Genomic DNA, 12,674 nt, shown 5'->3' on the forward strand with positions numbered 1-12,674 from the left:
TCCGCTCAAAACACTACCCGGGCAAAATCTTTTTTGCCACACTTCACTATCGATGATTTTCCGTTATTTGTCAATACGAAGTCTCTATCGAGCACCTTGGTGCCATCTACCTCGACACCACCCTGCTCAATCTTCCGCCGCGCATCACCCCGACTCGTAGCAAATCCTTCCTGCGCAAGAAAATCGAGCAAACTCATCTCCTGAGAAAGCGTCACCTCTCGAATATCACTCGGAACCTCACGCCGCGAAAATGTCGAGACAAAATACTCCTGTGCCTCGCGCGCCGCTTCTTCACCGTGATATATTTTCACAATTTCAAAGCCAAGCCGGATTTTCGCATCGCGAGGATTCCCTACCTCCATGATATTTCCAACTTCTTCCATCGGCATGCGCGTACAATGAACAAAATAGCTTTCAATCAATTCATCAGGCACGCTCATAACCTTTCCAAACATATCATTCGGCGCATCCGTAAGATTGATTGTATTCCCCCAACTCGAGCTCATCTTGCGCCCATCGATACCGAGAATAAGATTGGTTGTGAGTATATCCTGTGGAGACTTCCCTGCCCGCTCTTGGAGGCGCCGTCCGGCAAGCAAATTAAACCGCTGATCCGTCCCGCCAATTTCTACATCCGCGGAAACAGCGAGACTATCATGTCCCTGCATCAAAGGATAGAGCATTTCCCGAAGCGACACGCGCTTGCCAGTATCAAGACGCTTCCGGATATTTTCACGAGCGATGAATTCCGCTACCGAGAAGACATCTGCTTCTTTCCCAATCTCACCAAATCCCAAATGTGAAAGCCAGGTAGAATTGGCATGAATCTCTACGTGAGTCATGTCAAGGATTTTCCCCGCCTGCTCCGCATAGGTCGCCATGTTGGCATGCACATCCGATTCAGAAAGCATTGGGCGCTCGGATTCCTTATCACTCGTATCACCAATTTGCCCCGTAAAATCACCCACGATAAAAACGATTGTGTGCCCGAGATCCTGAAAATCACGAAGTTTGAGAAGCGGCACGGATCGTCCGAGATGAATATTCTGACTCGTCGGGTCAATACCAAATTTCACACGAAGATTCTCTCCCGAAAGAAGTCGTAGTCGTAAATGTTCCCGATCAATCACCTCCGAAACCCCACGTGTGAGAAGATTATCTATTTGTTTTTCTTTGTCCATAAGAGAGGAAGTAAACCTACTTTTATATCCCCATTTTCCGTCTTGCCAAACGATACTGGTCATCGGACATTTGACCGCTTTTCCGCGCATGTTCGAGTTGCGCCAAAATTTCATCTTTGTGCTTCATGATATTCTTCGGCGTCATCGCTTTCTTGAGCACTTTTTCACGCTCTGCGGGCGACATCTTCATGAGCTGTTTCATGGCGAATTTCTGGAACATGCCCATGTCTTTCGGATCCGGCGCACCCGGCATAGAAGCAAGTTGTTCCTCAAAGCTCCGTTCGTCTTTCTTCTCGACAACAGTTGGCTTCTTTTCTTTATCATCTTTTGACTTCTTTGAAAATGGATTCCACATAAGCATAGAAAATACGTGTGTTATTACCTATTGAGAAATTCTCTTTTTTGTCATCCCAACCAAAGTAACGAGGGAATGCTACGGAAAGATTTCTACCCGCGAGAAGGAATCTTTGTGCAATAGGTAGAGAATGTTTCCGGAAAGATTGAGATTTCTCGACTTCGCTCGGAATGACGCAGGACTATTTTCTCTTCATACCCTTCTTTCTCTTTTTCTGATGGCGCTTCGGAACAGAAGCTATTTGAGCAGGAACTGTATTGAGAGCAACTGGAGCTGATCCCAGAGCACCACTTTCAGCTTCATTGCCCAGAGAAATCGCTTGCGACGCGGCATGACGCGACTCTTTCTTTCCTTCATGCTTTTCCTTTTTTTCTTTCTTCTTTCCGCTATTTGTCAAAGAGGTTTCTGCTTTTCGAAGAAGGCGATTTTTTCGAAAGATATTCCCTGATACGAGAAGTGCTGTTGCAATATAAATAGAAGAATATGTTCCTGCTGTCACACCGACAAGGAGTGCCAGTGAAAATGACCGGATAGATTCGCCCCCAAGAACACTAATAGCAATGAGTACAATAATAACCGTAAATGATGTATTGAAAGATCGTGCAATAGTTTGATTAAGTGAATGATTCACCACCTCTTCAAAATCTTCTGTACCGCCGGAGCGGATGAGATTTTCTCGGATACGATCATACACGACGATAGTATCATTAACCGAATATCCAAGAATAGTGAGGAGTGCCGCGATAAACGGCGCACCCACTTCCATTCCATAAAAATGACCGAACAAAGAAAATGCTCCGAGAGTAATGATAATGTCATGAGCAAGTGCTACGGTCGCCTGAAAGCCATAGTGCCATGATGACACCGGGCGCGACACACCGCGAAACGCCCATGCGATATAGAGAATAATGCCAATCACCGCCAAGAAGAGTGCTGTTATGGCGTTCTTTTTGATACTCTCCGAAACCGATGCGCCAATGAATTCGGAGCGAACAAGCTCGACCGATTCATCGGTTTTCTTCAACTCAGCAAGAACGGCTTCATTTACCGTCTCGTCCGACGAAGCATAGCGGATAAACATCGTGCGATCCCCAGACGGCTGGACAACCAAACTCTCAACACGAGGAACTTCTTTCAAGTGCGTTTCGATAACACCGCGATCTGGGACTTTCCCTTCACTCCACGAGACCTCGAGCAGTGTCCCTCCTCGGAAATCAATACCGAGCTTGAGTCCCCAGACAGAAAGCATGGCAATGCTCGCAATCATGAGCGCCATTGAAAAGGCGTAGAAATATTTTCGTTGTTGGATGAGTCGCTTCATAAAGAGGGTGAGGAAATATCGGGGCGCTTTCGCTTTGGCGCAATGAGGAAGGGGTATTTCTCTGCCCACGAGCCAACCAAGACATCAAGCAGTGTCCGTGTAAGCACAATTGCCGTAAACATCGAAAACAAAACGCCAAGCAAAAGAATAAGAGCAAATCCCTTCACAAAACCCGTCCCAAGCCATATAAGGATAAGACACGTCAGCAATGTCGAATAATTACCATCACGTATCGATGGCCATGCTCGTCGAAATCCCTCCTCAATCGCTTTTGAGAGATGTTTGCCCTGCTTCATTTCTTCCCATGTCCGTTCAAAGATGAGGATATTCGCATCGACCGCCATACCGATTGACAATACAAAACCGGCGATACCCGCAAGCGAAAGTGTGATAGGAAATGGCGTGAGACTCGAGAGTTTGAATACCGCAAAGAGAAGTCCTGCATAGAGCGAAAGCGTAAACGCAGCAACCAAGCCGAAGAATCGGTAATAGAGAATGACAAACAACATCACAGCGCCAATGCCAATCATGCCGGCAAAAAGACTCTGTCGAAGTGAAAGTTCACCCAAAGATGCCGACACGGTTTGCTGTCCGATGAGCGTAATCGGTGCCGGAAGCGCCCCCTCATTGAGTCGCGAGACAAGTGCCTTTGCTTCCGCAAGCGTGTAGTTTCCAGTGATAACCGCCTGTCCATTCGGAATCTCCGCCTGCACTGTCGGTGCACTGATAATCTGCCCGTCCAAGAGAATCGCGATTTGCTTGCCAATATCGCGTTTTGTCAGCTCAGCAAAGAGCTTTGCTCCCTCGGCATCAAACTGAAGCGAGACCTGAGGAAGACCGAGCCCCTGCCCCCCACCATAGTCCACAAATGCGTTCTTGAGATTTTTCCCAGAAAGCCCCGTTGATTTGAATCTCGCCGTCTCAGGAAGTCTCTCAAGAGTTTGTTTTGGGAAGAGAATATGCGAAGCGCGAACTCTATAGTCATCACCCTCGCCTTTTTCATCGGTCTTCTTGATAATGTGCCAGCCAAAAGGCGACTCTACCAAATCCGGCCATACGGTGCCAACTTTGAAATCAGGGTTGAAGAGTACATCATCGAATTCCTTCACAAATTGCCCCTTCGCCACAAAGTCCAAATCTCCGCCCTTGTCAGCAGAACCAGGATCTTTACTCTCTGTCTTTGCCAATTCCGCAAAATCCTCCCCTTTCTTGACGCGCTCAAGCACCACGTCCGCCTGCTTCTTCGAAGCATCGTTCAAAACATCAAGCTGTTTCTGAACTTCCTCGGTGTTGTCCTCTTGGAATTCGAGATACGGCGTTTCTTTGAGCATTTTCTTTGCCTCGTCCACATCCTTGACGCCCGGCAACTCCACGATAATACGGTCTTCGCTCCCCGCACGCGAAAGTTGTACCAAAGGCTCCCCTACACCAAAAGCATTCACTCGTCGCTCTATCACGGCGAGCGCCGCCTGAAGCGCATCGGCGCGCTTCTCTTCGGGAATCTGCGAAGTGTCTACTGCGTATTCGAGGTGAATACCACCCTGCAAATCAAGCCCGAGATTGATACGCAATCCCGAGACTGCCGACCCAAGCCACGGCACGCGCGACACAGCACGCGGATAGGCAATGACTCCCGCAAAAACCGTCAGAAGAATAACTCCGAACAACCGGAGTCGAAGTGAACGTCGTCTATTCATAATACGCCCAGTATACGAAGTTCCTCGACTCCCTGCAACCCTTGACGTTTTTCCAAGTATATGAAAAGGCGGGTGTATTGCTACAACCCGCCTCACTGTTAAACTCTCCTCCTATCCTAGTCCATCTCCTAACTGTAGAGACGAAGCACTATGTCGAGAAGGAGAGAAACGAACGCGACTACAAGGAGAGTCGCTATCAGCTGCTCTTCCGTGAAACGTCTAATAAACTTTTCAAAGATTTTCATCTTACCCTCCAATTAGGAACGATACGAAATCGCTGCTGGCAATCGATGTAGGCACTCAGTGGATACTGCATGGACCATTTCCAACAGTGCAAGTTGGTCAAACGCGTATCAACGAGAGACTCGCCGCTCATGGGCATAATCATTCTTGAAAAAAGATGCCATCCAAAAATGATGAGCAAAACCACCAGAGCGAGCCACCAAAGAAACTTGTCCTCCGATCGAGATCGCATCACCTCGGCGCCTTTCTTGCCTTTGCCGTATTTGTCCGATACCGCTGACTCGCAACGCGATTTTCCCGATTATCGCGATCGTGACGTAACGATACAGCGTGATTCACTTCGGGACGAAGCGCTTCAGCCTCTTGACAAGCGCGATATTCAAGAAATTTCGCTGTTCTCCTTCGGTATACAGCGCGGCATTTTGGAAAAGTTTTTCCAAAATAAAGCGCATCACGCTCCCGATGAGATAGATTTTTCCTCATCTCATCACCAAGGCACTTCCTATACACGAGCAGTGAATTGTCATCTGGCGCATAGAACCGTTCACATACTTCCTTAGGCATTCCATGAGCTTGATAAGGGGAAATTGCCCCCTGAATATCTTGTTTCAATCCATTGAGCGTTCCACAGCCCGAAACTACCACAGCAAAGAAGAACACCACGAGGGACCGGAAAAGACTCATTTTTAAATTACTCCTTTTTGACCGAAATTGGTCCTCTCTTTTTTAGCACAATTCACTTATAAAGTCAAGCTATCTTGACAGAATACGTTGTGCCAGACGGAGGAGCTCTTTGGCATTTTCGAATGTTGCACGTTCAACTGCTGTTTCAAAAGGAAGCCATGCAAAATCAAGATGCTCATCGGACAGTCGGACCGATGTCGAGTCCATACTCTCCGCCAAGAAAAAATGTACGGTTTTGAATATCCACAGTGCGCGACCCTCCTGAAGACGGCGTTTGCGTTCACTCCCCTTCGCGGTGTAGAAGAAATGCACTCTCCGGTGAAAGGGCGCGACCAAGCGCAAGCGCGTCAGACCAGTTTCCTCTTCGGTTTCCCGACGCGCCGCTTCTTCCAATGTTTCGCCCAACTCCACATGTCCCTTGGCAAAGTCCCAGTGCCGATGACGATATTGCAAAAGAAGAAAACGCCGTGTGCTGTCCGACTCGCGCCGAAACACTACTGCTCCCGCCGACACCTCATAGGCAATCGGGAGGCCAAGTACATGATCTATCCCCGGTTTATTGTTGAATAATTTCATACCACTCAAGTACATTTCAAAAAAGAACGGGCTTCTTCGCCACCTTGTCTATTAGAACAGGCTCTCGATGAAGGAAACTCAGATGCTCACGAACAGCCATACTGGCGAGCCTCGCAAAAACATGGTGTTCGCCAAAGCGATCAATGCGCGATTCTTCCACAAGCTTGCCACTATGCCACACGCAAAAAGATTCGCCAGTCGCCACTCGTTTCACATCTCGGGCTTGCCAATCACACGCGAGCGAAAGTCCAAAAGATACACGCTTCCCCGGAAACGACTCGGCAATCTTTCGAAGCCGCATTGAATCACCGTTAAACACGAGAAGACCATCCCGCTTCATGCTTCGCACCAAAAGTCCATATTCTTTCATCATAGCATTGATGTCAGAAAAATGCTCCGCGTATCGCTGTGTCACCCCTGTCAACACGACGATATCTGGATGAACGATGGAGAGAAGATACCGCATATCACCCCGATTCGACATACCAAATTCAAGAACAAGCACCTCGGGGAATGGCCAGTGGAACACGCTACGAATCGATTGAGAGAGGATGGGGAGCCAGGCACGATAGTCGCCATACCCACTCGGAAGTCCGAGTATCGAGAGAGGGAGTCCGACATCTGTATTGAAGTTTCTCGGTGTCACACGCACCGAAAACGGCGCATTTCTCAATACTGCCTGCACCTCGTCTTTTACAAAAGATTTATTCGTCGAACCCGCAAGAGCAATCACTCGAGGACGATGAAGAAAGAGCGTGAGTTTTGCTGCACATTTGAGAAAAGACCGCAAGAAAAATTTCAGAAGAGAACGCATAGAAAAAATGCTTCAACGGAAGAAATGACTCGATTGAAAAAATATCAAAAAGATACACCACTCTCATTGTCTTTCAGAAAAAATCATTTTTTACTTGTCTCCACCTGTTCCAAAAGCCACAAAAAATAATTCTTCCTGAAAAACAATCCTTGCCAACAGACTCTAAAAAGAGCGCGGTCGACATATGGTCTCGATGCGATCGAAAGCACGATTGATTTCTTCTTCTGTCTTACCAAAACTTAACCGGATATGCCCTTCGCCATTGCGACCAAAGGCAACACCTGGCACTGTGACGACCTGCACCGACGCAAGAAGTCCAAGCGCCGTGCGCCACGAGAGACTCTCTGGGAATTCACCACTCTCTTCAAAAAGATCTGCACGCAATACTTTTGGGAACACGTAGTAGGCGCTCGTTGGCTTTTGGTACTGGAAGAATTCCGAGAGCGCATCCAATCGAGAACAGAGAAGATCTCGTCGTGACCGATAGCATTCATTGAACCGAGCCACGTCATCCTCTGCTGTCTCAAGTGCACCCATTGCTGCATATTGTGACACAACCGGTGCGCACGTGACGAGCGAGTCATGCACTTTGAGAATTTCCGCAACGATTGATTGGTCGCTATGCAAATAACCAACCCGCCACCCCGTCATGGCATAGGTCTTGGAAAAGCTAAACAATCGAATCACTCGCTTGCGAAGCGCGGGAATCTCGGCAAGACTAAACAACTTTTCAGCCTCATCAAAAACCAAATCTTTGTACACTTCGTCGGAAATGAGAAAGAGATTGTGCTTTTCGGCGAGACGTGCCAATCCCAAAAGCTGCTCTTTGGTATAGGTCGTACCCGTCGGATTATTGGGATTACAATAGAAAATTGCTTTGGTCTTTGGCGTAATCGCCTGCTCATATTTCTCCAATTCAAACGCCCAACCATTCTCCTCATGAAGCGGAACAAATACCGGGACGCATCCAGCAAGTACGATGACTTCGCGATACGAAGTATAGGTCGGTTCAGGAATAATCACTTCGTCTCCCGGATTTGTGATGGCAAGAATCGTCGCCGTAATACCCTCAATAGACCCGGCTGTCACGACGATTTCTTTCTGCCAATCATAGAACATATTCTCGCGCGCCAGACACACCTCGATAAGCTCACGAAGCTCCGGTAATCCTGGCGAGAGCGAATAGCGCGCGACCACGCCATCACGAAGCGCTCGCTCCACTCGCCGCTTGATACACGAAGGCGTGTCAAAACTCGGCACTCCCTGCGCAAGCGAAATCGCATCCGGAAATTTCGACGCCCGAAGTTCCATTTGCTTGATCACCGAAAGTCGAAGATCTTTGGTTCGTTCAAACACACGCTCTACACAAATAAAATGAAATTCTCGAAAAGCACACACCTGCTATTCCCCGCGTATCGCTCGTATCGGATCTATCTTCGACGCCTTCCATGCCGGATAGGTTCCAAAGACAATACCCGAAAGAAAGGCAAACGCAATGGCAAAAAGGAGATTCCGAAGCGAGAATACGAATGCAAGCGGAAAGCCAAGTGCCGCAATTGCTGAGAAAGCAAAGAAGATAATCACAAACGACAGCACGATGCCAATCACACCACCCGCAATCGCTACCAAGACTGCCTCGACCAAAAACTGCCGCAAAATATCCCGCGGTCGTGCCCCAACCGCCTTGCGCAATCCAATCTCCGGCGTCCGCTCCGCAACCGAAACAAACATCACATTCATAATACCCACCCCGCCAACGACGAGCGATATCGAAGCAAGTGCCACCAAGAGAATCCGTACCGCTCCAAACACCGACTGCACAAGTGTCTGTGCTTCCTTGATCGTCGTCACTGCATAGTCTTCTTGCCCTGCCTTCCGAATATCGTGCCGATCCCGCAAGAGATCATTTATTTCTCGAGCCGTCTCATCGACACGCGACCCATCCTGCGTCGCCACCGTAATGAAGCTCACGTAGTCAACGCCGAGAATTTTCTTCTGCATGGTACGAATCGGAATATACGCGAAATCGTCGAAATTGACAAACCCCGTCGAACCCCGCTCCTTGATCACTCCTGCAACGCGGTATCGCTGACCCTTAATTGTAATCGACTGCCCCACCGCCGAACTCTCTCCGAAAAAAGTTTTCTTCACTCCCGCACCAAGTACAACTGTCTGCGCAATACCCCGATCATCGGCTGTTGAATAGAAACTTCCTTCAGTCAATACGATGTTTTTGTCTATCTGTGGTGCACCTGCCGTCGCCCCAAGGAGAAAAACTTGCTTATTTGTTTCCTGTCGACTCGCGAGCGCCTGTCCAATAATGCCTGCATAGTACCCCAACACATTCGGCAAACGAGCAATGGCATCCGCATCATCGAGCGTAAGTGTCGTCACTTGTATACCCTGTGCAATACCCGCCGCATTCCCCGATGAATTTCGCCCCGCCGAGGGAACTTTTACCTCAACCTGAATACTATTGTCCCCAAAGCTTTTCACCTGATCAAGGACAAATCCTTCAACTGCATCCCCCGCCGACGCCACCGTCATGATGGCGATAGTACCGATAATAACACCAGAGAGTGTGAGAAGCGTCCTTCCGGCATTCGCCGTAAGACTCTTGACCGCAAAAGAAAGCGAAAGAAGAAGCTCATGCATATGTAATCAGAACCAGTAAAAAGCACGCTAACACTCGTATTATACCAGACGAAGAAGTGCTCCCTCCGAACATTTCACTACGAAGTTTTTCTAGGGTACTAGAAAAGAGGTTCTACATTCTTGACGTCACTATTCATACCGAAGTGCTTCCATGGGGGATACTTTGGCGGCGCGGCGAGCGGGGTAGAGTCCGAAGATGATGCCAATGAGAAGTGAGACAATGAAAGCAATGCCCGCAGCTTGGAAAGTAAGAAGAAATGTCCATTCATAGCCTGCCGCACGAATACCGACCGCCGAGAGATAGGTAAGCACCACACCGAGGACGAAGCCAAAGAATCCGCCAAGGAGAGAGAGAAACACTGCCTCGGTGAGAAATTGCACAAGGATATCCGCATCGCGCGCTCCAACTGCCTTGCGCAACCCCACCTCACGGATACGTTGCTTGAGAGCGATGAGCATGATATTCATAATGCCAATACCGCCAACAAAAAGTGAGATACCGGCAACGAAAGAGAGGAAGTATTTGAGCACATCGGTAATCGATCCCAGTATCGAGATAGCATCTGCCGTATTGCGAATCGAAAAATCATCCGGCGATGTAGATTTGATACTGTGTCGATCGCGAAGGAGTGTACGTATCGTAGCAACTGTATACGGAATGTTTTTCTCTTCATCCACCTTGAGTCGCGCGAAGTTCAGATAGTCGATGCCGAGCAAAATTTTCTGCGCCGTTTCGAGTGGGATATATATAGTCGTGTCCGTATTCGAAAAACTTGAGCTTCCTTTCGATTCCAAAACACCGACCACAGTGAAACTCACATCACCCAAAGAAAATCGTTTTCCAATCGGGTCTTCGGTTGAAAATAAATCCGTCGCACGGGTCGATCCCAAAACCGCGACGCGACCAAGTCCGGACGCTTCTTCAACGGAAAAGAAACGCCCCTTTGAAACCGGCAGGTTTTCTACCTGAGGAAGCGCTGCGGATGCCCCCTGATACGACACGGACATCGACTCCCCCTGAAAAGTCGCTATGGCCGATCCCGTCACATACCCCGATCCGGCAACTATGTGCGGCACGCGACTTTTCTGCAAAATCGCATCGAGATCTTTGTTGGTAAATGTCGTCGTAACAACGCCGAAAACACTCGCGGGCGGCCCCTTTGGATCGGACGCACCCGGCAAAACGGCAATGAGGTTTGACCCGACACTACGAATCTGTCCCAAGATGAAATCTTGCGCCGACGCACCGATAGACATGACGAGAAACACCGCGGCGATGCCGATTACCATGCCAAGCACGGTGAGAAATGTGCGCCCCTTCGCCGCAGAAAGATTCCGCACAGCAACACGAATAGATTGGAATATTCTCCGAAACATGCTCCCAGTATAGCACTTCTCATTTATCCAAACGTAAAGGCGTACACATCGGCATTGCCATCCTCAAATTCAAGCCGAAGAAGATGCCGACCCGGAATGGAAAGATGGATCAAATGGTACAACCGATCGGCATTGACCGTTATAATTCCATCTTGATTGTCCGCTCCAAAGTCTTGTGCCATACCGTCAAGCAACACGCGAACACGCGCCGGACTCCCTGCAGTCTTCGGTCGCATCACCAAGAAAACATCTTGAGCGTCCACGCTGAAGAGAAGTGCCGAACCCGCCGACGGTGTCGCGTATTCTCCCGACACATTCCACTCCCCGGAGAAAGCAAGTTTGTCGGAAGGAATTTTTGCTGGTGCCGTATAGGTAGATGCCGCATCGTGGCGAACAGGCTCGGGAGAGATGAAACGATCGAGTCGCGCATAGCCCACATAACTCTCCGGTGTTTTTGCTGAAACGGTATAGGAAGGATTATCCGTCGACTCCGGCACATTTTGCTCCCCCGCTTCCCGCAGCAGTTCTTGGATAACATGCTCGCTTTCGTCATAACCACCCTCGCCGAAATGGTGATAGCGGATATTGCCTCCCGCATCAATGAAGTACTTCGCCGGCCAATAGTGATTGCCATACGCTTGCCACGTTGCAAAGTCATTGTCCTGCACGACTGGATAGGTGAGACCAAAATCGGCAACCGCTTTGCGAACATTGTCAGCATTTTTCTCAAATTCAAATTCTGGCGCGTGCACACCGATAATCACAAGTCCCTTGTCGGCATACTTCTCATTCCAGGCGCGCAGATACGGAAGCGTCCGCTGACAATTGATACACGAATAGGTCCAGAAATCGACAAGCACGACCTTACCGCGAAGCTCTTTGAGTGAGAGCGGCTTACTATTTATCCAGACGCCTCCAGGGATAATCTCCGGCGCCGGGACACCCTTTGGCTGCAAATCAAAGAGTGGTTTCCCTGTCATATTTGTACTCGAATTTTCTTCCGTTGATTGGTCACCGCGAAGTTTTCCCAATTCACTTTGAATGAATCCTTTGTCCTCAAACGACGTCAAACCAGAACCGTAATTGGGAAAAACGGTCAGGATAAATGTCTGAAATTTCCGATCCGCATTCACCAATATCGCAAAGGCTGTAAGCACCATAATAACGCCAAATGCTCGCTGAATGGTCGCGCCATGAGACAAGAGCCATGGCACACGTTGAAGAAGTGCTCGACCGCCCCACATTACAAGAAACATCGGAAGCGCCGCCCCTGCCGAATATGCGAGGGTGAGAATAAAAGCGGAAAACGACACTGCTCCAGTCACTGCAAGCGTGATCACCGATGCAAGGATTGGTCCGACACAGGGCGTCCAGAGAAGTCCGAGTGAAAAGCCAATCAACAAACCAGACAGAAATCCACTTTCGGAAGAAGCGGTCGGAACGAATCGAGTAAACTTGGAAGTAAGTCCCTCCAGGAAGAGTTGCACGCGCGGCACCAAGAGCGAAAATCCAAACCCGGCAATCACAATCACCGAGAGAAGCCGCAGCGTATCAGCGGACACTCCAAGTGCATTCACAATCGCCGAGAGAAACAACGTAAAGAGCGTGAAACTCGAAACAAATCCAACGACAACGCCGATTGGTCGCGATTTCCCCACCGACACACCGCCGATACCGGACGACAAAATAATTGGCAAAACAGGAAGAATACACGGCGAAAGTACCGTCACAACGCCTGCCGCAAAAGCAAAAAGAACGAGCAATATCATAG

General features: G+C 48.9%; 11 protein-coding genes. 1 reads left to right on the forward strand and 10 read right to left on the reverse strand.

Features of this window, described 5'->3' with window-relative positions; translation table 11 throughout:
* Positions 1 to 5: 5 nt before the first annotated feature.
* From IPJ67_02490 to secD, 4 genes are all read right to left on the reverse strand, one after another.
* Positions 6 to 1,181 (reverse strand): tyrosine--tRNA ligase, encoded by a 1,176-nt coding sequence (locus IPJ67_02490; protein QQR77990.1) that lies wholly within the window; start codon positions 1,179 to 1,181, stop codon positions 6 to 8.
* A 22-nt stretch (positions 1,182 to 1,203) separates the two neighbouring features.
* Entirely contained in the window at positions 1,204 to 1,542 is a 339-nt protein-coding gene (locus tag IPJ67_02495; GenBank protein QQR77991.1) for a hypothetical protein, read from the reverse strand.
* Between the two features lie 175 nt (positions 1,543 to 1,717).
* Positions 1,718 to 2,857 carry a protein translocase subunit SecF gene (gene secF / locus IPJ67_02500; GenBank protein QQR77992.1) on the reverse strand — a complete coding sequence of 380 codons (1,140 nt, stop codon included), beginning with the start codon at positions 2,855 to 2,857 and terminating at the stop codon, positions 1,718 to 1,720.
* A complete protein-coding gene (gene secD, locus IPJ67_02505; GenBank protein QQR77993.1) occupies positions 2,854 to 4,554 on the reverse strand; it encodes a protein translocase subunit SecD in 1,701 nt (566 codons plus the stop codon). The genes secF and secD overlap by 4 nt, the downstream gene beginning before the upstream one ends.
* Before the next feature lie 413 nt (positions 4,555 to 4,967).
* Between secD and IPJ67_02510 the strand changes: the two genes are divergently transcribed.
* The gene (locus IPJ67_02510; protein QQR77994.1) at positions 4,968 to 5,357 is read left to right on the forward strand and encodes a hypothetical protein; all 390 of its coding nucleotides are present in this window, start codon (positions 4,968 to 4,970) and stop codon (positions 5,355 to 5,357) included.
* Between the two features lie 193 nt (positions 5,358 to 5,550).
* On the opposite strand, the gene IPJ67_02515 is transcribed toward IPJ67_02510, so the two are convergent.
* The 6 genes from IPJ67_02515 to IPJ67_02540 all read right to left on the reverse strand — a co-directional run bounded on the left by IPJ67_02515 (position 5,551) and on the right by IPJ67_02540 (position 12,672).
* Positions 5,551 to 6,057: an NUDIX domain-containing protein gene (locus tag IPJ67_02515; protein QQR77995.1), complete on the reverse strand. Its 507-nt coding sequence runs from the start codon at positions 6,055 to 6,057 to the stop codon at positions 5,551 to 5,553.
* Positions 6,058 to 6,073: 16 nt separating this feature from the next.
* The gene (locus IPJ67_02520; GenBank protein QQR77996.1) at positions 6,074 to 6,871 is read right to left on the reverse strand and encodes a hypothetical protein; all 798 of its coding nucleotides are present in this window, start codon (positions 6,869 to 6,871) and stop codon (positions 6,074 to 6,076) included.
* 162 nt (positions 6,872 to 7,033) lie between these two features.
* Entirely contained in the window at positions 7,034 to 8,227 is a 1,194-nt protein-coding gene (locus IPJ67_02525; GenBank protein QQR77997.1) for a pyridoxal phosphate-dependent aminotransferase, read from the reverse strand.
* Between the two features lie 45 nt (positions 8,228 to 8,272).
* A complete protein-coding gene (locus IPJ67_02530) occupies positions 8,273 to 9,526 on the reverse strand; it encodes an ABC transporter permease (GenBank protein QQR77998.1) in 1,254 nt (417 codons plus the stop codon).
* A 129-nt stretch (positions 9,527 to 9,655) separates the two neighbouring features.
* Complete coding sequence (locus IPJ67_02535) at positions 9,656 to 10,903, reverse strand: ABC transporter permease (GenBank protein ID QQR77999.1); 1,248 nt, start codon at positions 10,901 to 10,903, stop codon at positions 9,656 to 9,658.
* Between the two features lie 23 nt (positions 10,904 to 10,926).
* Positions 10,927 to 12,672 carry a cytochrome c biogenesis protein DipZ gene (locus tag IPJ67_02540; GenBank protein QQR78000.1) on the reverse strand — a complete coding sequence of 582 codons (1,746 nt, stop codon included), beginning with the start codon at positions 12,670 to 12,672 and terminating at the stop codon, positions 10,927 to 10,929.
* Positions 12,673 to 12,674 lie beyond the last annotated feature (2 nt).

The sequence above is a fragment of the Candidatus Moraniibacteriota bacterium genome, from assembly GCA_016699385.1.
Taxonomy (GTDB): Bacteria; Patescibacteriota; Minisyncoccia; order Moranbacterales; family UBA1568.

Coding starts and splice junctions, on each gene's coding strand:
- IPJ67_02490 (QQR77990.1), bottom strand. CDS start 1,181: ATGGACAAAGAAAAACAAATAGATAATCTTCTCACACGTGGGGTTTCG.
- secD (QQR77993.1), bottom strand. CDS start 4,554: ATGAATAGACGACGTTCACTTCGACTCCGGTTGTTCGGAGTTATTCTT.
- IPJ67_02510 (QQR77994.1), top strand. CDS start 4,968: ATGATGAGCAAAACCACCAGAGCGAGCCACCAAAGAAACTTGTCCTCC.
- IPJ67_02540 (QQR78000.1), bottom strand. CDS start 12,672: ATGATATTGCTCGTTCTTTTTGCTTTTGCGGCAGGCGTTGTGACGGTA.
- IPJ67_02515 (QQR77995.1), bottom strand. CDS start 6,057: ATGAAATTATTCAACAATAAACCGGGGATAGATCATGTACTTGGCCTC.
- IPJ67_02535 (QQR77999.1), bottom strand. CDS start 10,903: ATGTTTCGGAGAATATTCCAATCTATTCGTGTTGCTGTGCGGAATCTT.
- IPJ67_02495 (QQR77991.1), bottom strand. CDS start 1,542: ATGCTTATGTGGAATCCATTTTCAAAGAAGTCAAAAGATGATAAAGAA.
- IPJ67_02530 (QQR77998.1), bottom strand. CDS start 9,526: ATGCATGAGCTTCTTCTTTCGCTTTCTTTTGCGGTCAAGAGTCTTACG.
- secF (QQR77992.1), bottom strand. CDS start 2,857: ATGAAGCGACTCATCCAACAACGAAAATATTTCTACGCCTTTTCAATG.
- IPJ67_02520 (QQR77996.1), bottom strand. CDS start 6,871: ATGCGTTCTCTTCTGAAATTTTTCTTGCGGTCTTTTCTCAAATGTGCA.